We start from the raw sequence: 24326 nt of genomic DNA on the forward strand, positions 1-24326 counted from the left end.
GACTTATTGCAATGTTTTGTACATCACTAGCGCATCTACAAACCCAACAGCAGAATGCCGAAACGCCTTTGGTAGAGTGCCAATAATCTCAAATCCTAACTTCTGCCATAGTCTTATTGCCGATATGTTGGTTGATACAACTAGATTGAACTGCATGGCAATAAAGCCTAATTGCTTTGCCTCCTGTTGAGAATGGATGCACATTGCTGTAGCGATGCCTCTTCCTCTAGCTGTTGTGGCTACAACATAGCCACAGTTACAAACGTGCGCTCCTAATGTAGGTTGATTTGGCTTGATGTAATAAGTTCCTAAGATACGGTCATCGCCTTCTTCAAGGGCGACATAGGTTTCGTGGGGCTCTTCTACCCAAACACGGTAGGCCTCACCTTCAGAAATATTTGGTGAAAAAGCATAGGTGTCACCCAACCTGAAAACCGACTCAAGCATAGGCCAAAAGAACGGCCAATCAGATGGCTCAATTGGCCGAATGATCATCTCTTTAAAGAAGGAACAAGGTTAGACTTTTGTTTCCAGGTCGATTTGAGCGTGTCTAAAAATGCAAAGACAGGTGGTGTTTGGAGCGCGTCAGCTAAGGTGATGACGCCGATTACCCTTTGTAGGGGAACAGGTAATTCGCAGACTGTGACATCTTTGGGGATAGGTTCGGCAGCGAGTCTAGCAATGATCGTGGCACCTAGGCCTCTACGAACCATGCTGACAACGGTTGAATCCTCTTTTACTTCGTAGGCAGGGGTGATGGTCTGACCATGTCGAAGTAGATACTGATCGACATTGTAGCGACAGCCATCTTCTGGCATGGGCAAGATTAGCGGTAGCTCATTTAGCGTCTCCCAGTCCAACGGTTGTTTGGTGACGGGTGCTTTTGCTTTCGGCAGCAGAGCGACATAGTCATCTCGAAATAGCTCCCACGCATCGAAAGCCTCGCTCACAGGTAGATAGGTGAAACCGATATCGGCTTCACCACGGCGCAGAATTTCTTCTGCCCCGCGTACGTCATTACCTTCACCGATTGAAACGCTGATACCAGGATAGAGCCGTCTAAACTCTTCGATGATCACCGGTAGTACATGGGTAGCCACACTGCGAAAGCCAACAACTCGGACAAGTCCAGCCTGCAGGCCCTTAGCGTCTTGGGCTTTTCGACCAATGATCTTAAGGTGGGAAAGCATTGTCATCGCTTCGTTAGTGATTTGCTGACCAACTGGCGTAAGGACCGCGCCTTGACGTCCACGACTGAGCAAACTAACGCCGAGTTCTTCTTCTAAAGTAGCGATCGCATGGCTCACGGCTGATTGCGAAAGATCTAGCTGAGAGGCAGCGTCACTGAAAGTGCCTGTGCGGGCGATCGCGACTAACGCTCGCAGCTGAGACAGCTTGATTCGATTAACATTGATCTCTGCCATAGATTCTTAACAGAACAGATGTTTACCCTATCTTAAGACAGGAAACCTGAACTACTTGGCACGAATGGTCTTATATGAAATGTGCTGAAATTCAATGCTTAGCTAAGGCTTGTTTGCTTAACCAAGTTTGAATATCTGAGTTCACTCGATCTGGAATTTCCCATGGAAACAGATGGGCAGTGTTCGAATAGCAGTGAGTCTCACAGTTTGGTAGCGCCTGGGCAGTTTCTAGACTAGATTTTGCGGTGATATGGCGATCGCATTCTCCACATAGCATCAGGGCTGGAACTTGCAGTGTTTTTATATCCTCTAAGCGGTTGTAGCCTGCCTGAATAGCTTGATTCAGGGCATCTGTTGCATGGCGACTGGTGCGTAGTGTAGCTGGAGCGCCTGCTTTGGCTAGGTATGAATAGGCAGTAGGCGTATGGTTGCAAACTAAATAGCGAAAAAGAGAGTGTTTGCCAAGAGCGATAGAGCCTTCCCATCCAGGCAGCAGGTAATTGACTAGCCCTGCAATTCCAGTCATCACATTATCTTGTAGGGAGATGGGTGGATGGGATCCGATAGGTCTAGCCGCTGTTCCAACTAGCACTAGCGCTTGGACTACATCGGGTCGACGCAAGGCCAGCTCCATTGATAAGATTCCGCCTAAAGACCAACCTAGAACTAGGCATTCTTTGATTGCATACCGTGTGAGTAGCTCTTCAAGATCGTCTAAATGACGCGTCATCTCAAAGGGATATGTTGTTCTACTATGCCCATAACCGCGTAGGTCTGGCGCGTAGGTTCGAAACCCAGACGCAGCCAAGGTATCGGTAAATACGCTCATGGCTGCGCCGCTACCGGGGTGGCCGTGCAGACAAAGAACAGGATAGTCTGTGATGCATCCCTGAGTTTTAGTATGTAGTCGCATCAAACCGTGAATGCATTCTATGAGATTGCATTCTGTGAGATTTCATTAATCAACCCGCAGCTTCAGCTGGCGTGGCTCCTTTAACTTGGCCATCGTTATTGACGTCCGCAGACTCGAATGAAAGCGCAACCCCGTTCATACAATAGCGTTTGCCAGTTGGTCTAGGTCCATCGTTAAACACATGACCCAAATGGGCATCGCAAACAGCGCAGACAGTCTCTGTACGAATCATGAAGTGACTAAAGTCTTTCTTGTCTCGCACGTTTTCGGGTTGACTAGGCGCATAGAAGCTAGGCCAGCCGGTGCCCGAATCAAACTTGGTTTCGGAGGTAAATAGCTCTGAACCACAGCACACGCACCGATAGATGCCTTCAGCTTTATTGTTGTTCAGTGGACTGGTAAAAGCTCGCTCGGTGCCTGCTTTGCGCGTTACCTGATAGGCTTCAGGTGTTAGCTGCTCTTTCCATTCTTCATCTGTCTTAACGACCTTATCTGGCATAGAATCTAATCCTTAACATAGGCGATCGCTTAGATCCTACCGTATTCGCTAGCAGAGTGACTTCTATAGAAAGCCATCTGCGCCGGTGTTTTTCCCTTAGAGCTTCCAACTATCTCAAACCCTATAGTGCCTTTTTCACCTATAGTGCCTTTCTCAACTGTATAGGAAGCTTAGTTCGAAGTGATTAGACTTGGTTTGAAGTGATTAGAAGAAGGATAGAACTTATCAGCCAGTATCGTCTCTGCTAGTATATGCTTTCAAAGCATGTGGCTATATCCGACGACGAAGAGAGATAACGAACAATGACAGATGCTGCAAAAACCAACGCTGAAAATGTGTTAGGCGGTTCCTTAGAAAGTTGTTGCAGTGATCCTATGACCGGATTCTATCGAGATGGAAGTTGCCACACTGGTCCACAAGATAGAGGGGTTCATGTTGTCTGTGCTCAGCTTACTGATGCTTTTCTTCGCTATACCAAAGCGCAGGGTAATGACTTGAGCACTCCTCAGCCTTTGTACAATTTTCCAGGACTAAAGCCAGGAGATAGGTGGTGTTTGTGCGCGTCCCGGTGGAAAGAAGCGATGGACGATGGCGTTGCTCCACCTGTTGTATTAGCATCTACCCATAAAGCAGCCTTACAGTATGTCAGTCTTGACGATCTAAAAGCTCATTCTGCCTAGTCGCCTGTATGCCTAAACGCTTTACGAAATAGGCTAGTTTCGTATCTTCTTTCATTTAAAGGCAGAGATAGTCTGGATTTAGTCGTCTTCCCCAGCGGGAGAAGACAGGAGACGGGGGGAACAGTATGCTAACTAATTGGAATGGTTCTTTAGCTACACATCCCCTATGTCCACTGGTTCATCCAAAGTCTCAATCTACGCAGCGATGGCAGCGAATGTTGCCATTGGCATTGCTAAGTTTATCGGTGCCTACATTAGCGGCAGTTCGGCAATGCTCTCTGAAGGCATCCATTCTGTTGTAGATTCTGTCAACGAAGTCCTGCTGCTGTATGGCCTTAGGCAAAGTGAAACAGGACCAGATGAGCAGTATCCACTCGGACGAGGCCAGGAGCTATATTTTTGGTCGCTGATGGTGGCAGTGCTGATCTTCGCGCTAGGCGGTGGCGTGTCGATCATTCAAGGCGTACGAAGCTTACAGTCGGTAGAGATTTCTAGCGATCCAATCGTGAGCTACTGTGTTCTTGGAGCCGCAGCGGTGTTTGAAGGGGCAGCGCTAACAGTTTCGATTAGAGAATTTAACAAGATACAATCTAACGCCGATATGGGGCTGTGGAAGGCAATTCGCGTCAGTAAAGATCCCAGCTCTTTTATTGTGATTGTCGAAGACTCGGCGGCATTAGTAGGACTGCTGATTGCATTTATCGGCGTGTGGATGAGCGAAACAACAGGAAATCCGATCTATGATGCGATCGCCTCGATTGCTATTGGCGGACTGCTGACTGTCGTGGCTACTGCACTTGTTGCCAAGACCAAAGGCTTGCTGGTTGGTGAGAGCGCTTCATTAGAAACTCGTGAAAGTATCAAAACGATTGTGCGCTCAGACGAGGCCGTTTCCGATTCTGAGCCACCGATCACCCTGCATTTTGGGCCAGAAGACATTATGCTGGCACTCAATATCGAATTTCGAGACGAGCTTTCAGCCGATGAAATCGAAGCTGCGGTTAGACGAATAGAAAAGACAATTCGAGGAACGCATACTGAAGTTAAACGAATCTTTATTGAAGCCGCTTCAGTAGATTAGCGCCTACCTCTATTTCAGCTTATGGCCCTAGCATTAGCTTATGGTCTGTAAGTGTATTACAAGCCTTTTAATATAGCCCTATCCAAAACGCTTTTGGATAGCCCACGTACTCTCTAGATACGGCTTCTTCCAAACTCATGCTACCTACGGCAAATTTTCATTTGGCCTGAACTGATATCTTTCAACTCTTGTTTTATATAGATTTCGCCACTTAGCTCTACACATTTTCTAGAGCTGAAGCCCTTGATGCATGAGGAGCTAAGTGGTCAGCAATGACCATAGGCTTTGCCTTCTCGCAGAGTAGGCATCCGGCCATTGCTATCGCACGCTAAAAAGGCAGGCCTTTGCTCAAGACCTGCCTCTCATGTTTTTAATAGATCAAACTGAAGAATTAGAAACTCATCTCAGCAGCCTGGACTTTTTCAACCTGTTTCTTCTTCAGAACCAGCAGAATCTGAGAGAGACTGATAGCAACTAGGAAGGCAATCAAGCCTTTAATTCGAGTAGGACTCTGTAAAACCAATTCCTTCTCGGTTTGGCCAAAGCCACCGACATTAGGATTCGTTGTCAAAGGCGTACCGACTTCAACCGATTCACCTTCGCTGACGAGTAGCTGAGCACCTGCTGAGATTTCATCAGTGACTGTTGAACCGTCTTCTGTATTGATAGTCACGTTGTAGCCGAAGCCCGTGTCTTCGATCGAATCAATCGTACCTGCTGCTGAGGCATTGTATGCAACGTTATTGGACGCTTGACCGGTAGGATAGACCTGACCACGGCCCCGATTACCCCCTACGAATACTAGGTTTTTACCAAAGTGAACGTTCTTATCAGTCTTTGGATCGGGAGAGAGCACAGGAAAGACTATCTCTTGATACTGCTCGCCAGGAACAGGACCAACTAGAACAATGTTGGGCTCCTCTTCGCTGTACGGCATGAAGTAGGTACTACCGACTTCTTCTTTGAGTTCTTCAGGAATGCGTTCATCGGGGGCAACTGTAAACCCTTCAGGTAGCATCAAGACTGCGCCAACGTTGAGACCGCCTTTGCTTCCATCACCCAATACCTGCTGAGCATCTAGGTCATAGGGCACCTTGACGACCGCTTTGAAGACAGTATCGGGTAGTACGGACTGAGGCACTTCGAGGACGGTTTTCTTTTCGCCTAGGTGGCAGTTGGCACAGACAATCTTGCCAGTCGCCTCACGAGGTGAGTCGTAGTTTTCTTGAGCCCAGAAGGGGTAGGCCGCAGCAGACTGAGGGATAGCCCAGCTACTAGAGCACAAAAGAATAAAAGCAGCTAAGAAGACACCTACGCTACGAAGAGCGGCGCTAAACATGGCTTCTAGCTTAGAAAAAAATGGAAATGAGGTTTTCATGCGTGCTAGCAAAGTAACAGTTCTATAAATACGGATGAGTAAAGCTAAAAAAAGTAGGTGCGATCACGTCGAGAGGCCGTAACCAAACAGCCATAATCAGCACCCATCAACCAGCTACCACCAGGGTTTGTCGCCAGTACGAAAATCTGTTTCTTCCCAGTTGGTAAGCACAACATTGTCATCTTCGGTGACATCCGCGTGCGCTAAGGCTAAAGACAGCGGAGCCGGACCTCGAACAACCTTTCCAGTGGCATCGTACTGCGAACCATGACAAGGGCACATAAACTTACCGGCATTTTCATTCCACGGCACTACGCAGCCCAAATGAGTGCAAATAGAGCTAATACCGTAGTTCTCAAGCCCGCCTTCTTCTTTGACAACTAGATAAGTCGGATCACCTTTAAGACCTTGTACCAGCACCTTAGCGCCAGGGCTGTTTTCTTCTAAGAAGGCAGCCGCTTTGACATCGTTACCTAAAGCATCTTTGGCCGTTACACCGCCACCGCCGCCACCACTGCTAGGCGGAATGAAATATTTGATTATCGGGTATGCAGCGCCTAATGCGGTTCCAGTAATGGTACCGAATGTCAGCAAATTCATAAATTGGCGACGCCCTAGATCAGGAACATCAGGATTGCCAGCAGCTTGGGTCATAGGTCAGCTATCTAAACGCTACATTAATAAAATGAGGTGGGAAAAAGGAGATGCGCAAAAGCCTGTGTACATAAAGAAGGAATAACTCCTATGTAATCGAGGCAACGTATCTAAACTTTCATTACAAGCTTTCTGTGATCAGTGAGCCTGCTTGATAACTTTCGTTGCGGCAGAAGCCCTTTGTCACAGAAGATTGCGGTTCTTCTTAACATTATTACATCGTTCAGAGCCAGCACTGATTGTGTGAATAAATGTAAATTAGATGAAGTAGCGATCGCGCCACCATTTTTGGCAACTACTATCTTGGGTAACTAAGACAACTAAACATGACTGGACTAGACTTACACAAGGTACTCATCGAAAAATGGGGCTATTCTTACGACGTTCAGCTTAGAAGGTTGCCGCGCAAAGTTTTCTTTCAGGTGATGTGGCGCTATCTAGAGCAAGCTTCCTTCCCGATGACTGAAGAAGACTACTTTGCTCACCTAGAAGAAATAGTGGCCTATCTAAACGCTTGGGGCGCGGCGGAGCAGATTCGAGCGTTCATTGAGCAAACAAATGAGCGACCTCGACTCGGCAAAGCTGTCAGTATCCCGGTAGATCTGGGCTCACGCGCATCTGAATGGCTATTAGAGTAGCCATTACCACCATCAACTGTCTTTGCTCTTGACGGTCTTCTAGTTACAGATAGATGAACCTTAGCAGTAGATAGACGGACTGTTCTTTCAAGCTACTCTGAGGCTACTCGTCTATAAGAAGTCTTCTATGGAAGGGCTATAGAGGGATCGAACAAATAGGCTGGACAAAACACCTGTACTAAAGAGCGCTTACCTAGGCTATAGCAGTTAATTAAAAGAACATATCAGGGGTTGACGAAGATAGAGACAAGTTCTGAAACAAAACTGACGCAAATAGTGGCGATAAAAGAAGAAAGTTCAAAACCTGTGAAGTAACTACTCGCAGCCGTAGAGTTGTTGGTAGTCTCTAATACAAATAAGTCGTGGTCCATAGAAGCGGCTTGCTATTATAATACAATCGTTAAAAATCGGTTAAGGGTATAGCGTTAGCCCGTACTTCTCTTATGCTATCTGTATCTGTTAATGCCAAAATTTAGGCGGTGCTTTTCTAGCGAAAGATTGCGCGTCTTCAGTGTCTTTAGTCTTAAAAACCAAGCGATAAGCCGATAGCCAAATTATCACCCGCTATCTGGTTTTATTTTTTTTGTGTCTTCAATCCCGTTCTTTAGCTGCTCTTGACTAGCTACTTCTAACACTAGCTACTTCTGATAGCTAAGGAATCGGTTTTGACCAGATGCTACTGTTTTTCCTGTAACTATCTCCATTATCACGTTTTGAGGGCCTGCTGCTGTGATTCGCTCTGCAACTCTGCCGTTAAAGGCAATGCTTCCCCGCATTGAGACGAACAACCGACTAAAGCTTTTTTCGGGCTCATCGAACCGTACACTTTCGATGGAAGTAGCTCGCTATCTAGGTACGGACTTGGGTCCGATGGTGCGTAAGCGCTTTGCCGATGGCGAACTCTATGTCCAAATTCAAGAGTCCATTCGAGGCTGCGATGTTTACTTGATCCAGCCGACCTGCCATCCGGTCAATGACAACCTGATGGAGCTATTAATTATGATCGATGCCTGCCGCCGGGCATCGGCTAGACAGATTACAGCGGTGATTCCTTATTATGGGTATGCGCGGGCTGATCGTAAAACTGCCGGGCGTGAATCGATTACGGCTAAACTTGTCGCAAACTTGATCACACAAGCAGGTGCTAATCGGGTTTTGGCAATTGATCTGCACTCCGCGCAGATTCAAGGCTACTTCGATATTCCCTGTGATCATGTGTATGGCTCGACAGTATTGACCGAATACTTAGCAAGCAAGAACATCGAAGATCTTGTGGTTGTCTCACCAGACGTAGGCGGGGTTGCTCGCGCTAGACATTTTGCCAAGATGCTAGACGACGCGCCGCTAGCCATTATTGACAAGAGGCGGCAGGCGCATAACGTTGCTGAGGTCATGAACCTAATCGGTGATGTTGAGGGAAAGACAGCGGTGCTAGTCGACGATATGATCGATACAGCAGGTACGATTTGCGAGGGAGCTAGGGTGCTCCGCGAGAAAGGTGCTAAGCACGTGTATGCTTGCGCTACCCATGCGGTCTTTTCGCCTCCGGCGGTAGAGCGGCTATCACAAGGGTTGTTTGAAGAAGTGATTGTTACAAACTCAATTCCGGTTGTTCCCGATCGTCAGTTTGACCAGCTGACCATGCTATCGGTAGCTAATATGCTAGGTGAAACCATTTGGCGCATTCATGAAGAGAGTTCGGTAAGCAGTATGTTTAGAGGTTAGAAGAGGCTGAATAGCTGTGAATTGAACTAAAAAGTGGAATCTAAGAATTCTAGACTGTAGAAGGGCGGTTTCGCGATCGCCCTTTCTTTATGTCGTCTTTTTAGCACATCACTGGGCTGCACCATCAAGACGAATGTAATCATTTTGATTAGGTACTTTTGCACGATGTGTTCAACAAGAAGGGGATTGTGATCTTTAGTGCGATCGCAATCCCCTTCTTTACATCATCGATTTAGAGAACCGATATCTCCACCTAGATTCTGAAAATCAGCTCAGTCGATTATCTAGAACCTATCGTCTAGAGCGACGCTTGCGCTGGCGCTGACGAGCTAGCGCTTTACGCTTGTGCTTTTCGGGAGGTGTCTCGAAATAGCGATTCTTTTTAATGTCTTGGAAAATACCTGCTCGTACTACCTTGCGCTTAAAGCGCCGTAGAGCGGCTTCGAGATTTTCGTCTTGTCCGAGGACAACTTGAGCCATGTATGAATTCACCTCCTTTTAGATTTTGCTCATGAAAACCTAGTCTACCGCAGAAGTAGGTATTGATCATAGCTACTTTTGATAGCTGTGATCAATACCCACACAACCTAAGAAGAAAACATCAAAGGAAGCCGATAATAGAACACCTGGGAATAGAGCGATAGAATTAGTTCCAGCCACCACCAGAAGGTCGATTACGTGGCTCGCGCGGTTTGGCCTTGTTCACCCGCAGTTCACGGCCCATCCATTCAGCCCCATCTAGCGCTTCGATTGCCTTTTCTTCGGTGGCATCTTCTTCCATCTCCACGAAGGCAAAGCCGCGAGGCCGCCCTGTTTCGCGATCGGTCGGAAGGGTAATGCGTTTGACGGTGCCGTATTCGCCAAACACGCCTTCTAGATCTTCTTCTTTTGCACTGTAAGACAAGTTACCAACATAAATTGACATGGCCTGTTGGCCCTCCAATAAACCGAGAATATTAAGTAAAAAGACCGCATTGAGTACTGCGGCTAAACGACTATTTAAAACGAGTGATGTAAAGCTGATAAGTTAAGCCAACCCAATTCCTCATAGTCTAGAAGCCATTAAACTCATGGACCCATGACGGAGCTAAAGGAAAGATATCTGTGATAGGTCGATCTGCACTTGGTAGATTGCTATCGAATACAAACAGTCGCTCTCTAGCTGTTATAAGTTTAGGCTTTGTCTAATCTATGTCTTGCCTTAGAGAAACTGACAGCTTGTTACCTTTCTCAAAAAATGTTTACAAGCATGCTCTCGCTTCCTTTAGCGCTCTGTATTGCCCAAATATCCGCGGTTACCTCAATACGTTTGCTTTTCGCGATCGCCGCTTCTCAATCAGCGGGTTTGCTGTGACCAAACCCGAGTAGGCAAGCCCCAAACGTAGATAAAACCTTCGGCTGCTCTATGGTCAAACTGATCATTACTACCGTAGGTGGAAAGCTCGTCCGTGTAGAGAGCATTCTTAGACTTGCGTCCAGCCAGGATCGCATTGCCTTTAAGTAACTTGATACGGACGGTGCCTGTGACCCGCTCTTGAGTTTGCTTAATAAACGCATCCAAAGCAGATTTGAGCGGATTATACCAAAGGCCGTTGTAGATCATTTGGCCGTAAGACTGTTCAATATTACGCTTGTATTGGGTCACATCACCTGTCAGTGTAAGGCTTTCTAAATCGCGATGGGCAGCGATAAGAACTAGTAGCGCAGGTGCTTCGTAGATTTCACGAGACTTAATGCCAACTAAGCGATTCTCGATCATGTCGATGCGGCCGACACCATGACGACCAGCGAGTTCGTTTAGTTTTGTGACTAAAGCAACCGGAGGAAGCTCTTCACCATTAAGGCTAGTAGGAATGCCTTTTTCAAAACCAATCTCGACGTACTCAGCCTCGTTTGGAGTATCAGCGATCGCACTAGTCATCACAAATACTTCTTCGGTCGGCTCTGTCCAAGGATCTTCTAACGGACCAGCTTCAATTGAACGGCCTAGCAAATTGCGATCGATGCTGTAGGGAGAGGATTTTTTGACTGGGAAAGATAGACCAAACTTTTCACCATAGGCCATCGCTTCCTCTCGGCTCATTCCCCATTCACGCGCGGGGGCAAGTACCTTCAGCTCGGGGTTTAGCGCGGCGATCGCTACATCGAATCGTACCTGGTCGTTCCCTTTGCCGGTACAGCCATGGGCAACGGCGTCAGCGCCGTATTTTTCAGCCGTATCAACTAGCAGCTTGGCAATCAGCGGACGAGCCAGTGCCGTCGATAGTGGGTAGCGGTTTTCATAGAGCGCGTTAGCCTGAATAGCCGGAAAAGCATAATCGGTGATAAAAGGTTCAGTCACATCGGTGACTACAGATTCAGCAGCGCCACAGTCGAGCGCCTTCTTGCGGATGGGCTCTAGTTCATCGCCCTGCCCAAGATCAGCAGCTAGGGTAATCACCTCTTTCACACCGTATTCCTCTTTGAGGTAGGGGATACATACCGTAGTATCTACTCCACCCGAGTATGCCAAAACGACTTTGTCTGCGCGGCCCATATCTGTTTAATCCGATTGAGAAGTGGTCAAGATCATAGTATTGCAGTGTCGGACACCAGTCGAAAGTCTGATAGAGCGTTTCTTATGATGCATTAGAAAAGCGTGAGTCACCTAGCCTGTTGTCACATAAAGCTTTCAGCATATGAGATGTACTTCAGCCAAGTGACCAGAGATATATTGAAACAATGAAATAGAATATGAGGAAACGAAAACATTGAACTTATGTTTTTTAGCGTCGTCATTCCCACCTATAACCGCCAGCCGATTCTAGAAAAGTGCCTAAGAGCCATGGAAAATCAGGTACTCCGTCCTGGTGGTTCGGTAGAGGGCTATGAAATTGTGCTAGTAGATGATGGTTCGACAGATGGCACGGTCGAGTGGATTCGAGCCAATGCCGATGAGTTAGCGCATGTGGCGCTCTACGAACAGGACCATGAAGGGGCTGCGATCGCTCGCAACTTTGGTGTTCAGCAAGCGAAAGGTGACACTATCATTTTTATCGACAGCGACCTCGTCGTTTTGGACGGCTTTTTGCAGCACCACGCTGATGCGCTAAGCGATGCGTACCAAAGAGGTAACGAGCGCGTTTTTACCTATGGGCGCGTGGTCAACACTTGTAATTTTGATCAGCCTACTTCAGAGCCGTTCAAAGTCACTGACTATTCGCGCGCCTTCTTTGCGACGGGTAATGTCGCTATCCAAAAGCGCTGGCTGATAGAAGCAGGATTGTTTGATGCGCAGTTTACTCAGTATGGCTGGGAGGATCTTGAGCTAGGCGTACGGCTAAAGAACAACGGTCTTTCTTTGATTAAATGTCCAGAGGCTGTCGGCTATCACTGGCATCCAGCTTTTTCTGTAGAAGAGCTACCTGAGCTAATCGATAAAGAAATTCAGCGAGCACGTATGGGCGTAGTGTTCTACCAAAAGCATCCTACTTTAGATGTGCGGCTAATGATTCAAATGACTTGGCTACACCGGGTGCTGTGGGGCGCACTTTCTTTAGGGGGCACGCTCAATGAACGGACACTTGAACCGGCACTGCGTTGGCTGGTTGATAAAGGCTATCCGCAGCTATCGCAAGAACTAAGCCGGGTATTTTTGAACTGGTATAACGTTAATGCGGTATACAGGGCTTACCGAGAGGTAGGCTACTCGAAGCGGGACCAGAACGCCTACGACGCCGCTCAGCCTTCAGGTGATTAGCGATAGGAACGAAGGAGGGTCAGATGGCCGACGATGCGATTAGCCTGTTTCGAATGCTGGTAGAAGCAGGGGCGAAGCCAGGGGAAGATTTCTCTTATAATCTGCAAACGGCGTCTGCTGAGATTAGCGATCGCGCCTTTGCAATGCTTCAAGCTACATACCCCGATATCAATTGGTCTAGCGTCTGTGAGCGGATTAGCGTTGATCCTGCTATTCCTGTGGATGCACTAAATCGCTACTTAGGCGTAGATTTTACCGAACAGATTCTGACTCGCATAGAACAGCGGATTAGCGATCTATCTCCTATGCAGGCGACCTGGTATCTGCAGCAGGTGCTCGGCGGCGTAGAACATCGAACTAAGATACCGCTCTACATGCTGTTACAAAGGCGAATGTCTCTAGACAAGCAGATATGGTTGGAACGACTTTTGCGGCAGGAGGCATCTCCTTGCTACGTATGGATGAGTGATTTGGTCGAGGCAGCCGGGGGCGAGCTAGAGGACGTAGAACTTTCAGGGGACGGGGCTACATTGACCCAATCCGGGTTAGCATTGCTCACTGCCGTGTGGGACGGTGATTATGACATTGTCGCTGAAGAGTTTGCTGTAGAAGAGGCTGCTGAAGAGCCTGTTGCAGAAGAACCTGCTACTGAAAAGCCTGCTACTGAAAAGTTTGTAGTGAAAGATGAAACAAACGACCCCTCAGAAGAAGAATAACCGCCTACAGTTAGACAATCGGATGAGCTATGTTACCTTGCGTCCTACTCGTCAAGCGGATTTGGACTTTGTGATCGCCGCTGAGCGACATCCAGACAATGCGCCTTACGTGGGCCAATGGACACTAGAGCAGCATAAAGACGCGATCGCTTCTCAAAACAACGCTCACCTGATCGTAGAAAAAACGAGCACCGCCACACACTTCGCTCAATCGATGCAATCTGCTGATAGGCATTCTATTGGCTATGTCATTCTAGTTGGTCTACAAGACCCGCATTTATCGCTGCTGCTCAAGCGAATTGTTATTTTGCCCAAAGGTAAAGGATTTGGTAGAAAGACCCTGCAATGGGTTAAGCGCTTTACCTTCGAGCAACTAGGCTATCATCGGCTAGCGCTAGACGTTGTAGGCAGTAATCAGCGAGCTCAACGCCTCTATCGCAGCGAGGGATTTGTCGATGAAGGCAAATTGAGAGAAGCTTACAAGACACCCACAGGCTATGAAGATCTGCTACTCTTATCAATTCTTGAAAGCGAGTATGCGACGAATCCTAGCTAAGTGGCGAACCTGATAGAGCTAGGTTAATAGAGCCAGGTTAGAAGCACCTAGCTATCTATAACCAACTCGAACTAGAGCAACCTGAAGGCTAAGCTAAAACCGCTGCAGGCATCTTCGTTAGCACTTCCACACCAGACTTGGTTACCGCTAGCGTATGTTCAAACTGCGCAGAAAGCATGCCATCACGGGTAACAGCGGTCCACTGGTCTTCTAGCAGCTCTACTTCATGAGTCCCTTCATTTAGCATTGGCTCAATTGTAAAGACCATGCCAGGACGAATTTTTTTGCCCTTACCCGCTACGCCATAATGCGGGACCTGCGGCTCCGCGTGAAAAATACGATGGACACCATGTCCAACAAAATCACGCACCACTGCAAATCCCTCTGATTCGGCATAGGCCTGAATCGCCGCGCCAATATCGCCAATGCGGCCACCAACTTTAACTGCCTCAATCCCCTTCCACAGGGACTTTTCAGTCACTTCTACAAGCTTACGGGCGGTCGGTGATACCTCACCCACCATAAAAGTACGAGAGCTATCACCGTGATATCCATTGAGTAATGGCGTGACATCTATATTGATGATGTCGCCTTCTTGCAAGATATCCTTTTCGCTGGGAATGCCGTGACAGACAACTTCGTTGATACTAGTACAAATAGACTTTGGAAAGTCAATAGCGCCCCTAGCACCTGGATAGCCAAGCGGAGCGCTTGTTGCACCGTGCTGTCTAGTCCAGCTTTCAGCCGCATCGTTCAGCTCCAGCGTACTAACGCCAGGCACGACCATAGGAGTAAGGAAGTCCAGTAGCTCACAAGACAATCGGCAGGCAGGACGCATCGCCTCTAGTTCCCTTTCAGAAAGAAGCGTAATTCCTCTAAAGGGGGCATCGTTGGAATTGTGTAGCACTGTGGATTGCGACATTGGGCTCTTTAGCTTTGCTCTCTTTACTACTTCTGCTCTTGCTACTACTCTAGCGTCATTTCCCCTCAATTTCGGACTCCTCGACTTACGAAGAGTGATAAGTCGATTATGCGCTATTCTAGGCGCGACGTTGACCCCTACCTACACGAGCGAATCATCATGAGATTTTGGCTAGCTGCCTTCATTGTGCTGTTTGCAGCTGTAGAGCTGTTGAACTGGATTACCCAAGTCAGTAGCTGGCATGCGAGCGGTGTTTGGCTGGTGTTAGGAGGAATGGGATTGGCAGCAGTGAGTAACTGGAAGGTAGAAGAGAGCGCAGAAGACAATGCAGCAGAAACAGAGACGGTTGCTAAATTAAGTCAGCAGGAAGAAAACTTTTTGGAATCGATCAACGCCAAAGCTGCTACTAGCGTTGTTGATCGCTCAGAGGATACAATCTCATTCAAGGTCCGTCCGCTAAAACAATAGTTCTGGGCTTTGACATTTTTGACTATTTTCATTTCGGGGCCATAAACTGCTTGACCCCCTTGCGAATAACCGCGCGCGGTGTCAGCCTAGGCATAAAGGTCAGCACTTTGTTGATTGCACCGTGAACGGCAACCACCTCGCCCCGATTTAGCGCTTTATAGCCATATTCTGCGACATCGAGAGCGCTAGGAAGCTTGTCGCTAGTTACATTGCCACCCAGTGCCATTTGCTCCATATTAGCGTTCTGACCAAAGTTGGATTGGGTAGGACCAGGGCAAAGAACAGTCACGCTAACGCCAGTGCCTTCAGTCTCGGCAGAAAGCGCTTCGCTCAGTGAGAGGACATAGGCTTTGGTAGCGAAGTAGACGGCCATCCGCGGTCCTGGCTGAAAAGCAGCGGTGGAAGACACATTGAGAATTTGGCCTTGGCCCCTAGCAATCATGCTAGGTAAGAACAGATGACTCAGACGAGTAAGCGCTAGCACGTTGAGAAGAATCATCCCTTGAAGCTTGGGCCAATCGGCACTAACAAATTCACCATAATCGCCGTAGCCAGCATTGTTGATCAGCACATCTACAGTTAGATTTTGTTGCTCTACTTGATCGTAAACCTGTTGTACTTCTTCTTCTTTTGTCAGATCGCAAGCAAGTACAACAATATTTATATTGTATTGACTAGAAAGGTCCGCTTTTAAGGCATTGAGGTCGCTCTCATTTCGGGCAACTAAAATTAAGTTGTCTTGTTTCTCAGCATAGACTTGAGCAAAAGCTTCTCCAATACCTCTAGATGCCCCAGTAATTAGGACTGTTTTGTTCATAATTGATGCTCAGTTTTGTGTCAGATTTTTATCGTTCATCATTCCTAAAAACCGTACCGCAACCGAATATCGGCATCCTCTACCGGTAGGTGTGGTTTCTCTCACTACGCGATCACCCTCCGACTTGGCACTATAGATGCATACCTTTTTAGGAGAGATTACGTTAATGATTGTTCGTTACTGGCAACCCTTTCAAGAAATGAATGCAGTCAAGCATCAGCTTGATCAACTCTTTGATGACTTTGCTGGCGTTGAGACTGCGCCTACTACTTGGACACCTGCTGCAACTCTAGTTGAAAGTGAAGCAGCACTGACACTACAAGTTCAGCTTCCTGGTATCAATGTTGATGATATTGACATTCAAGCTAGCCGTGAAGTCGTCGCTATTTCGGGAAATCGTCCTAGCCTAGAGCTGGCTGAAGGTGAGACTTTACGCCGCAACGAGTTTCGCTATGGTGCGTTTCGTAGAGTGGTTTCTCTACCTGTCGCAATCGATCACAACGCTGTGACTGCTGACTATGAAGCGGGCGTTTTGATCTTGACTTTGCCAAAGGCTGAGGATGTGCGCAACAAAGTTGTGAAGGTGAACATAGCGGGTACTAAGCCTGCTGCGATCGCTCAATCTGATGCTACCGATGCTGAAGATAATCAGTAGGCCATAGCGCTGACAAGCTCAGCTGTTAGGAGACAGCTGAGCTTGTGAGTTTCCTTTCTAGACAAAGATCTCTAGAATTCTGTGATCAGATTCTTGAGATGACAACTTAGGTACATGAAGCACGGGTGACTGTAAGCGCAACCACCCGTGCTTTTCTTATGGCTACAATCTTTTATGCTGTTATAGAGATCTTTGATCTTATTTAGCAAATTTTTTAGCAGTTTAATTTTGTTCAGTGCATAGGCATAGCAATGGCAGGCAATGAAATTCCCCTATCGCAGGTGCCAAAGCAGCCTGAACGGCCCCAGATTGGCTTGTTCTCGATGCTGCGGCTAGGCCTTTTTAATATGGGTTTAGGCATCATGTCCTTGTTGACACTAGGTGTGCTCAATCGCGTCATGATTGATGAACTCCGAGTGCCGGCTCTAGTAACCGCAGGTGTGATTTCTGTCTATCAGTTTATGGCACCGGCTCGGGTCTGGTTTGGTCAGCTCTCAGATACGAAGCCAGTACTAGGACATCACCGTAGCGGTTATATCTGGCTAGGTATCGGTGGAATGGCACTTAGTGGTTTTGTCGCAGTACAGGTGATGTGGCAGCTCGGTGAGCATGTAGCTGACTTTGGCTGGAGTGTGAGTGCCTATCCTTGGGCAGGACTATTGGCAGCGGTGTTTGCGCTCTATGGGCTGGCGCTATCGGCAACGACTCCTTTTACCGCTTTGTTGGTAGATGTCTCTGATGAAAAAACGAAGTCAAAGATTGTCGGTATTGGCTGGTCAATGCTAATGCTTGGCATTGTTGCAGGAGTGATCATTATTAATATCGTGCTAGGTGCGGTGGACAATGCAAGCACTATTGCTGAGCTAAAAGGACCAATTAATCGCCTGTTTGTAGTGGTTCCGGCTATCGTATTTGTCATTACGCTGGTGAGCACAGCGGGCATCGAAAACCGATTTTCTCAGCGATCGCAGCGATCAATGGCGAGCGAGCGAGACGATAGTATTACCTTTGGCCAGGCGCTGAAAATACTGAGCGCAAGCCGTCAAACAGGCCTGTTTTTTTGTTTTTTGCTGGTACTGAGCCTAAGTCTATTCACACAAAATCCGGTTCTAGAGCCCTATGGTAGTCAGATCTTTGGCATGACGATTCAGCAAACCACAGCAATCAATGCCTTTTTCGGGATAGGAACGCTAATTGGCATTATCAGCACTGGCTTTGTCCTCATGCCGATGCTGGGAAAGAAGCGGACGGTAAAGCTAGGCTGTGCGGTGGCGTCGGTATTTTTGATCGGGCTGATCGTGGTTGGACTAGGCGCAAATCCAATGGCGCTGAACGTAGCGGTAGGGCTGTTTGGTTTGGCCTCTGGCGTTTTGACAACAGGTTCGATTGTATTGATGTTAGACTTGACGGCGGCTGAAACGGCAGGGACTTTTATTGGCGCTTGGGGGTTGGCCCAGGCGACTGCGCAAGGAGGAGCGTCTTTGTTAGGAGGGGGGCTATTGTCTTTGGGTAAGGTGCTAACGGGTGCATCGGCAGTGACAGATCCGTCGTCGGCACAGCTGTTACCTGCTTATGGATTGGTGTTTGCAACACAGGCCGTAGGGATGTGGATTGCGATCGCGTTAGTTAGCCGAGTGGATATCGTTGAATTTCAGCTCGATGCAAAGAAAGCAATCAGTGCAGCGCTAGAGAATGATTTAGACTAAGTAGCCAACGTTAGAATTTGCATCACAACTTTGTCCTAAGAATTTAGATAGGCAATCGGGCTAAAGCATGAAAGAACACGCCGCAACCGCAGTAGACTATTGGCATCAGGTCACAACCTTTGCTAGGAGCACCAGCGAACAAGTAGGGACAGAGCTAATGAGCGCTTTTGGTACGGCCACTGCCGAGCAAAAGGCAGATGGTAGCTTAGTTACAAAGTACGACAAGTGGGCAGATCAAGAATTTCGCGATCGCATTGATAAAGCCTTCCCAGACCACGGCGTATTAACTGAAGAAGCCGAACACACTTTCCCAGCCACAGACTGGTGCTGGGTGATCGATCCGATTGATGGCACGACTAACTTTGCTCGGGGTGTGCCTCTTTGGGGGATTTCGCTGGGTCTGCTCTATCGAGGTACGCCTGTTTTTGGCCATGTCTACATACCGCCGATTGATCAGCACTTCCATGGGTTCTTTGCCGGCAACTCTGGGCTAGATATGCCCAACGGTGCTTTTGCCAACGACGAAGCCATTTGTATTGGAGCGGATTGTCCTTCAGCCGTGCCGTCTAATACTCGCCTGTTTAGCCTGTGCGCTCGCAGCCTCAAAGTGCTACAAAATCCTTTCCCCTGCAAAATTAGGATGTTGGGCGTAGCGACTTATAACCTTTTGACGGTTGCTTCAGGGGTGTGTCTAGGGGCTGTAGAAGCCACCCCCAAGATTTGGGATATTGCAGCGGTGTGGGCAATTACACAAGCTGCTGGGGCAAGCTGGATAGATCTCAACGGGGAAGCCGCCTTTCCGTTAGAAGTTGGCAAGGACTACAGTACCCATCCATTCCCAACGCTAGTCACTAGGCCAGATTTGATAGAGAAATTCAAGCCTCTAGTCAAAGTGATCTTATAGTAGATTTGCTCGTGGCATGTGAATGTATTCCGTATATGCTGTGTCGCCTCTGTTAGGCCGGTTAGGACAGGCCAGTTAGGACAGGCCAGTCAGGACAGATCAGTTAGGAAAGTGAATGTTCCTAAAATCACTCACTGTCTATTCAATGAATCAACAGCCTCTTTCTACTAGCGGCTAGTAGAAATAAACAGAGTTGAACAACTACAATGCTAGGACCGGTTGGCAGGTTGAATAGCGCTGAAAGAAAAATACCAGTAGCCGCGCTTACGGCACCCAAAAGTGCAGAGAGCACTAGATAGCTATAGAAATTTCGGCTCATAAGGCGCGCCGCGCAAGCCGGAATGACAACGAATGCACCCACCAGAAGAACACCGAGGGATTTAATGGCAGTAGCGATGACAAGCGACAGGAGCATCATGAAAGCAATGCGGTGAGCAAAGACGTTGATGCCGCGAGCGATCGCCAAATCCTCATTCAAAGTCAATAGGACCTGAGTACGCAGCGTCAGACCTACAAACAGACAGGAAAACAACAACAACAAACTGCTAATGAGTAAGTCGCCAGGTAGAATCCCTAAGATATCTCCAAATAGAAAATTGTTGATTCCTGATTGGTAGGTGCCTTCGAGACTAAGCACAATGACAGAAGTTGCCAAGGAAGCAGAATAAACAATGTTTAGCAGTGCATCTGGCCAGATGTCTGTTTTTTCAATTAGATAGGTAACACCTACAGCAAACAGCAGGGCAAATGGCAGCATCGCCACAGAAGGACTAATGCCCCAAACAATGCCGAGGCTAATGCCTAGCAGCGCCGAGTGACCCAGAGCATCGCTAAAGAAGGAAAGCTGCCGGACGACGGTAAAGCTACCAAGAATGCCGCCAGTTAGACCCGTGAGGATACCACCGAGCAGGGCGCGCTGCATGAATGGATAGGTGAAAAGCGTAAGGGCGGCGGAAAAATCCTGCATGCGAAGAAATTCTGCATAGAAAAGGGGTTGAGAAAAGCAAAGGAAGAAATAGTGGGGGGGTTAGCAGGCGTGCTGGGCGTGGTGGTAGCGGACAAATTCTGAGCCGTAGGTGGCAGTGAGGTTTTCGGGTGCAAGGGCTTTTTCGGGAACGCCTTGACACATGATGCGACGGTTAAGACAGATGACGCGATCGCAATGCTTGCGTACCATGTCCAAGTCATGAGAAACCTGCAAGATGGTCCAGCCCTGTTCAGCTTTCAGTTCGTACAGCAGTTGATAGAAGTCTGCTTCGCTACGCACATCAAGACCAGCTGGGGCTTCATCTAATATCAATAGCTGACGCGATCGCACCAGACAATACGCCAGCAGCACCCGTTTCGTTTCACCTCCCGACAGCTCGCTGACAAACTTGCGCTCTAGATGCTCAGCCTCAACCCTAGATAAAGCTTGCTGCACCGCTAGCTTTCTCGCCTTGGCCTTTGACCAAGGTAGTTGCAGGCCTAATTTATCCCAGCCCAGCGCCACCAATTCCTTTACCGTCAACGGTATCCTTTTATCTACTAAGAAATTTTGAGGCAAGTACGCCACCTGATGTCGCAGCGCCGCAGGGATTGTCTTTCTATCGCTTAGCGACTGACCCAGAAGCTGTACCGCGCCTTTCTCTCTTGGCAAGATGCCCAAAATCGACTTTACTAGCGTGCTTTTACCTGCTCCATTGGGTCCGACAATCGCCACATCTGTTCCTGCTTCTAAGCTAAAGGAAACCTCTTTTAGTGCTGTCTGCTGTCCTCTGCGCACGGTCAGCCGATCGATAGAGAGTATTGGCGTTTTCAAAATATTCATCACTCAGACTCTCCGAAGGCGCGGGCTAGTTTGTCGGAATTTCCTGAGAGCGTGAAGATATAGTCTTCGGGCTGTGGATTCTGATCGCTGGCGCTTTCCATTGAGTCAAAGACGCTGATGTAGATGTCTAAGTCAGCGGCGATCGCACCAAACGTGTTCCCCTGCTGCGATGGTTCAGTCAGTAGTACCTGCAAATCCGACGCTTCTACCGTGTCGATCACACGCTGTACATCTGCTGGGGTAGGGCTGCCTTCTGGCAGAGCGATCAAATGTTCAACTTCTAAATCGTAGCTATAGGCAAAGTGCTCGGCGAAATCATGATAAGTCACAAAAGCTTTGCCAGCATAAGGGGCCAGTTGCTGGCGAATTTTAGTATCAAGCGCACGTAGATCAGCAATGTAGTCTGCTGCGTTGGTCGTATAAATCTGCTCACCCTCGGGGTCGGCAACGATCAAGGCATCCCGGATGTTTTCTACCTGCTGAATCGCCTTCTTAGGATCTAGCCAAAGATGCGGATCGTCTTCGCCATGACTATGCTCTGCTTCGCTATGGCTGTGACCTTCATCTGCGTGTTCGTCTACTGCGTGCTCGTCTTCTGTCTCTTCTAGCTCTGTTGCCGGAAGGGTGGGGATGCCTTCACTAGAATCAACGACGACTAAATCTTCATTGGCGGCACTACCGATCAAATCAGAGAGGAAAGCTTCTAAGCCTAAGCCATTTTGCACAAGCACATCGGCATCAGCTAGATTTTGGATATCTCGTGGCTTGGCTTGATAGTCATGCGGATCGGCGTTGGCAGGGAGTAGCTGAGTGACGATGGCGCGATCGCCCACCACCGCTTTGGTGAAATAAGTCATGGGCAAGAAAGTCGTCACTACCTGCAGAGTGTCTTCTGTGGCTAAAACTTCTGAAATAGGATTTTCTGAGCTTGGATTTTCTGAACTGGGATTCTCTGAACGATTAGTCGATGGGCTGATTGGGGAACAGCTAGAAAGCGCGATCACTACCAAAACACCAGCCGCTAAGCGAGCAGCCGAAGAAGATGAGCTTATCCACATCTCAAAGAAATGAGCCATGAGCGATGTACGGACAAAATGTAGAAGACTTAGCGGAAATATGACCCATCTAAACTAGCACAGAATGAGAATCGTTATCAGTCTCAAATCACAACCGGATGATATATCACGACTGCGCGGTATACAATTTTTTCTATGACGCTTTCCGTTAAAAATTTCGACATAGACGATGCTGTGCCCGATACCGACAGCAGCATCGGTTGATCAAATCTAGAAGGATGGGGCCTTGAAGGAATAGATAGTACATGAGCACATCTGAAGGATTGGATAGTACATGAGCACATCTGTAGTGAGTCGAGGGTTGCGCCCAATCAGAACCCTTTTGGGTCTGTTGCTAAGACGCCCTGTCCTAGGAACTAGCATTGTGCCTTTACTGCCGGACGGTCGAATTGTGCTGATTCGCCGACGTGATACTAATCGATGGGCCTTGCCTGGCGGCATTGTGGACTGGGGGGAAGATTTGGCTACAGCCGCAGCTAGAGAGCTGACTGAAGAAACAGGCCTTAGCCTGACAAGCGTAGGCCGTCTAATTGGAGTGTATTCCAATGCCGAAAGAGATCCGCGGTTTCACTCAATCTGCGTTGCGCTATCAGCACAGGTCATGGGGGAGCTACAGACCTATGATCAAGATGAGGTAATTGGAGTTCAAGCTTTTGCAGTAGATGAACTGCCTATAGAGCAGCTCGATCATGACCATACCCAGCAGTTAAAGGATTACCTAGCGGACAAAACTGTTCTAGCCTGATATGGCAGTTCTGCGCTTAGCTTGCACCATCGTCAAGAGCTACAACACTAGTCAAATCGAGAAAAGCGCTCAGCCTTTTCTAGTTCGATCTGCTCGTATTTAGATCTTTTCTCAAGCCCTCTAGTCAACTGTGTAGCTTACAGCGGTTGTCTTGCGGTAGAGTCGGGTAAATGATACCGATAGAACCCTCAGCTAGCAGCATACCAAATGGCTTGCAGTGCCTACAGAGATTGCCTTTTCGTCAAGCCTGTGGCCGTAGAATCCGTAGTGACAAACCACAATAACGTTCTGGGTTGACAACAACTTGTTGGCACCAAAAACAACTAGCCGCTAACAACTTTGATTAGTGAGGTTGCTAATTAGTGAGGTTACCTTCTGTTTTTACGGCGTTTGATATCAGCTAACTCAACATCGACGATTCCTGCTTCTAGAGACTGAACTCGCTCAGCTTGGGTATGTGTATTTACTTGAAACAGTAGGTCATTGTCGAGATCGATAGCGCTTAGCCAGCCACTCTTCGGATGGTAGGCGCCTGTGTCAATATCTAGCCAACCAGGACCGCGAACAACCTGGCCAGGAGTCACTCTGGGCATCGTAAAGGTGATTGTATGACCAATGATAATAGTTTTCTCTTGGAAAAAAGGAGTCGGAAAAGTGTGGAAGACCTCTCGAATCCAGCAATAGTCAATTAGATTTTGATCGGCCAAACTCTTGTGTGGGTTGAGTCCAGCGTGTACTAAAAAAACATCACCTAGATCGAGACTAAAAGGCAGGGTCCTAAACCATTCCACATCCTCAAGGAGGGTTTCCGTATTGGGATAGCTGGTAAGCGTTGATTGACCACCACTCTTTATCCAGCTTTGAAATGCTGCAATATTAGGATCTTCTTCAGGAAAGGCATTGAGTAGTAGGTGCTCATGATTACCCAATACGCAAATATGGTTACCTTGACGAACAAATTCAACTACTTTGGCGCTAAGCGGACCTCTATCAATCAAATCACCCACAAAGTGTAAGGTGTCTGTTGGTAAAGGAGAGACCATCGCAACCAACTGCATCAGCCCATCGTAATGACCGTGAACATCTCCAATGAATATACGACGACTCATGCAGAAATACCTACGAAAGGTAGCTCTCTTATTATGCCTAATTACTCAATTAGTTATTCAATCAGAGCCCAATTTGCACCTAAGTTCTGTCGGTTGACAGAGCTAGCGATT

General features: G+C 47.9%; 28 protein-coding genes. 13 read left to right on the forward strand and 15 right to left on the reverse strand.

Annotation, left to right across the window (positions count from 1 at the left end):
* Positions 1-3 precede the first annotated feature (3 nt).
* From S7335_RS10290 to msrB, 4 genes are all read right to left on the reverse strand, one after another.
* On the reverse strand, positions 4-495 hold the full coding sequence (locus S7335_RS10290) for a GNAT family N-acetyltransferase (protein WP_038016054.1): 492 nt from the start codon (positions 493-495) through the stop codon (positions 4-6).
* The gene (locus S7335_RS10295; protein ID WP_369791688.1) at positions 492-1400 is read right to left on the reverse strand and encodes a LysR family transcriptional regulator; all 909 of its coding nucleotides are present in this window, start codon (positions 1398-1400) and stop codon (positions 492-494) included. The genes S7335_RS10290 and S7335_RS10295 overlap by 4 nt, the downstream gene beginning before the upstream one ends.
* Before the next feature lie 115 nt (positions 1401-1515).
* Entirely contained in the window at positions 1516-2337 is an 822-nt protein-coding gene (locus S7335_RS10300; protein ID WP_006454571.1) for an alpha/beta fold hydrolase, read from the reverse strand.
* Between the two features lie 49 nt (positions 2338-2386).
* Entirely contained in the window at positions 2387-2836 is a 450-nt protein-coding gene (gene msrB / locus S7335_RS10305) for a peptide-methionine (R)-S-oxide reductase MsrB (protein ID WP_006455756.1), read from the reverse strand.
* A 302-nt stretch (positions 2837-3138) separates the two neighbouring features.
* Here msrB and S7335_RS10310 point away from each other — a divergent pair, with 302 nt between their 5' ends.
* Positions 3139-3516: a DUF2237 family protein gene (locus S7335_RS10310; RefSeq protein WP_006454230.1), complete on the forward strand. Its 378-nt coding sequence runs from the start codon at positions 3139-3141 to the stop codon at positions 3514-3516.
* Positions 3517-3682: 166 nt separating this feature from the next.
* Positions 3683-4597: a cation diffusion facilitator family transporter gene (locus S7335_RS10315; RefSeq protein ID WP_006455213.1), complete on the forward strand. Its 915-nt coding sequence runs from the start codon at positions 3683-3685 to the stop codon at positions 4595-4597.
* 391 nt (positions 4598-4988) lie between these two features.
* Here S7335_RS10315 and petA read toward each other — a convergent pair whose 3' ends face one another.
* Both petA and petC read right to left on the reverse strand, forming a co-directional pair.
* On the reverse strand, positions 4989-5936 hold the full coding sequence (gene petA, locus S7335_RS10320; RefSeq protein ID WP_038017880.1) for a cytochrome f: 948 nt from the start codon (positions 5934-5936) through the stop codon (positions 4989-4991).
* A 153-nt stretch (positions 5937-6089) separates the two neighbouring features.
* Positions 6090-6629: a cytochrome b6-f complex iron-sulfur subunit gene (petC, locus tag S7335_RS10325; protein ID WP_006457323.1), complete on the reverse strand. Its 540-nt coding sequence runs from the start codon at positions 6627-6629 to the stop codon at positions 6090-6092.
* Between the two features lie 326 nt (positions 6630-6955).
* Between petC and S7335_RS10330 the strand changes: the two genes are divergently transcribed.
* Together S7335_RS10330 and S7335_RS10335 are read left to right on the forward strand one after the other, a co-directional pair.
* Positions 6956-7267, forward strand: a complete 312-nt coding sequence (locus tag S7335_RS10330; protein ID WP_006454740.1) for a DUF3067 family protein — start codon at positions 6956-6958, stop codon at positions 7265-7267.
* A 729-nt stretch (positions 7268-7996) separates the two neighbouring features.
* Entirely contained in the window at positions 7997-8992 is a 996-nt protein-coding gene (locus tag S7335_RS10335; protein WP_038016056.1) for a ribose-phosphate pyrophosphokinase, read from the forward strand.
* Positions 8993-9283: 291 nt separating this feature from the next.
* On the opposite strand, the gene rpsU is transcribed toward S7335_RS10335, so the two are convergent.
* The 3 genes from rpsU to S7335_RS10350 all read right to left on the reverse strand — a co-directional run bounded on the left by rpsU (position 9284) and on the right by S7335_RS10350 (position 11528).
* On the reverse strand, positions 9284-9472 hold the full coding sequence (gene rpsU, locus S7335_RS10340; RefSeq protein WP_006455111.1) for a 30S ribosomal protein S21: 189 nt from the start codon (positions 9470-9472) through the stop codon (positions 9284-9286).
* 166 nt (positions 9473-9638) lie between these two features.
* The gene (locus S7335_RS10345) at positions 9639-9917 is read right to left on the reverse strand and encodes an RNA-binding protein (protein WP_006457226.1); all 279 of its coding nucleotides are present in this window, start codon (positions 9915-9917) and stop codon (positions 9639-9641) included.
* A 411-nt stretch (positions 9918-10328) separates the two neighbouring features.
* Complete coding sequence (locus tag S7335_RS10350) at positions 10329-11528, reverse strand: argininosuccinate synthase (RefSeq protein WP_038016059.1); 1200 nt, start codon at positions 11526-11528, stop codon at positions 10329-10331.
* 222 nt (positions 11529-11750) lie between these two features.
* On the opposite strand from S7335_RS10350, the gene S7335_RS10355 reads away from it, so the two are divergent.
* From S7335_RS10355 to S7335_RS10365, 3 genes are read left to right on the forward strand one after another with little or no spacing between them, the layout of a single operon-like run.
* Entirely contained in the window at positions 11751-12731 is a 981-nt protein-coding gene (locus S7335_RS10355) for a glycosyltransferase family 2 protein (RefSeq protein ID WP_006453937.1), read from the forward strand.
* Positions 12732-12754: 23 nt separating this feature from the next.
* A complete protein-coding gene (locus tag S7335_RS10360) occupies positions 12755-13447 on the forward strand; it encodes a hypothetical protein (RefSeq protein WP_006455844.1) in 693 nt (230 codons plus the stop codon).
* On the forward strand, positions 13416-14003 hold the full coding sequence (locus S7335_RS10365; RefSeq protein ID WP_083785066.1) for a GNAT family N-acetyltransferase: 588 nt from the start codon (positions 13416-13418) through the stop codon (positions 14001-14003). The genes S7335_RS10360 and S7335_RS10365 overlap by 32 nt, the downstream gene beginning before the upstream one ends.
* Positions 14004-14091: 88 nt before the next feature.
* On the opposite strand, the gene map is transcribed toward S7335_RS10365, so the two are convergent.
* Entirely contained in the window at positions 14092-14925 is an 834-nt protein-coding gene (map, locus tag S7335_RS10370; protein ID WP_006455949.1) for a type I methionyl aminopeptidase, read from the reverse strand.
* Between the two features lie 108 nt (positions 14926-15033).
* On the opposite strand from map, the gene S7335_RS10375 reads away from it, so the two are divergent.
* Complete coding sequence (locus S7335_RS10375; RefSeq protein WP_006454433.1) at positions 15034-15393, forward strand: hypothetical protein; 360 nt, start codon at positions 15034-15036, stop codon at positions 15391-15393.
* Positions 15394-15421: 28 nt separating this feature from the next.
* On the opposite strand, the gene S7335_RS10380 is transcribed toward S7335_RS10375, so the two are convergent.
* Positions 15422-16210 carry an SDR family oxidoreductase gene (locus S7335_RS10380; RefSeq protein WP_006455973.1) on the reverse strand — a complete coding sequence of 263 codons (789 nt, stop codon included), beginning with the start codon at positions 16208-16210 and terminating at the stop codon, positions 15422-15424.
* A 136-nt stretch (positions 16211-16346) separates the two neighbouring features.
* Here S7335_RS10380 and S7335_RS10385 point away from each other — a divergent pair, with 136 nt between their 5' ends.
* The 3 genes from S7335_RS10385 to S7335_RS10395 all read left to right on the forward strand — a co-directional run bounded on the left by S7335_RS10385 (position 16347) and on the right by S7335_RS10395 (position 19475).
* Positions 16347-16865 (forward strand): Hsp20/alpha crystallin family protein, encoded by a 519-nt coding sequence (locus tag S7335_RS10385; RefSeq protein ID WP_227499980.1) that lies wholly within the window; start codon positions 16347-16349, stop codon positions 16863-16865.
* Between the two features lie 251 nt (positions 16866-17116).
* The gene (locus tag S7335_RS10390; protein ID WP_006456586.1) at positions 17117-18571 is read left to right on the forward strand and encodes a BCD family MFS transporter; all 1455 of its coding nucleotides are present in this window, start codon (positions 17117-17119) and stop codon (positions 18569-18571) included.
* Between the two features lie 67 nt (positions 18572-18638).
* The gene (locus tag S7335_RS10395; RefSeq protein ID WP_006454443.1) at positions 18639-19475 is read left to right on the forward strand and encodes an inositol monophosphatase family protein; all 837 of its coding nucleotides are present in this window, start codon (positions 18639-18641) and stop codon (positions 19473-19475) included.
* Between the two features lie 142 nt (positions 19476-19617).
* Here S7335_RS10395 and S7335_RS10400 read toward each other — a convergent pair whose 3' ends face one another.
* Genes S7335_RS10400 through S7335_RS10410 form a run of 3 tightly spaced genes read right to left on the reverse strand, consistent with a single transcriptional unit; the run spans position 19618 to position 22160 of the window.
* Positions 19618-20442 carry a metal ABC transporter permease gene (locus S7335_RS10400; protein ID WP_006457540.1) on the reverse strand — a complete coding sequence of 275 codons (825 nt, stop codon included), beginning with the start codon at positions 20440-20442 and terminating at the stop codon, positions 19618-19620.
* 60 nt (positions 20443-20502) lie between these two features.
* The gene (locus S7335_RS10405; RefSeq protein WP_006457131.1) at positions 20503-21285 is read right to left on the reverse strand and encodes a metal ABC transporter ATP-binding protein; all 783 of its coding nucleotides are present in this window, start codon (positions 21283-21285) and stop codon (positions 20503-20505) included.
* Positions 21285-22160, reverse strand: a complete 876-nt coding sequence (locus S7335_RS10410; protein WP_227499981.1) for a metal ABC transporter solute-binding protein, Zn/Mn family — start codon at positions 22158-22160, stop codon at positions 21285-21287. Before S7335_RS10410 ends, S7335_RS10405 begins: the two co-directional genes overlap by 1 nt.
* A 19-nt stretch (positions 22161-22179) precedes the next feature.
* On the opposite strand from S7335_RS10410, the gene S7335_RS28800 reads away from it, so the two are divergent.
* On the forward strand, positions 22180-22356 hold the full coding sequence (locus tag S7335_RS28800) for a hypothetical protein (protein ID WP_227499982.1): 177 nt from the start codon (positions 22180-22182) through the stop codon (positions 22354-22356).
* A 279-nt stretch (positions 22357-22635) separates the two neighbouring features.
* The gene (locus tag S7335_RS10415) at positions 22636-23106 is read left to right on the forward strand and encodes an NUDIX hydrolase (RefSeq protein WP_038016062.1); all 471 of its coding nucleotides are present in this window, start codon (positions 22636-22638) and stop codon (positions 23104-23106) included.
* 368 nt (positions 23107-23474) lie between these two features.
* Here S7335_RS10415 and S7335_RS10420 read toward each other — a convergent pair whose 3' ends face one another.
* Positions 23475-24215, reverse strand: coding sequence for a metallophosphoesterase family protein (locus S7335_RS10420; protein ID WP_006456233.1), 741 nt, complete (start codon positions 24213-24215; stop codon positions 23475-23477).
* Positions 24216-24326: the final 111 nt, after the last annotated feature.

Source organism: Synechococcus sp. PCC 7335 (assembly GCF_000155595.1).
Classification (GTDB): domain Bacteria; phylum Cyanobacteriota; class Cyanobacteriia; order Phormidesmidales; family Phormidesmidaceae; genus Phormidesmis.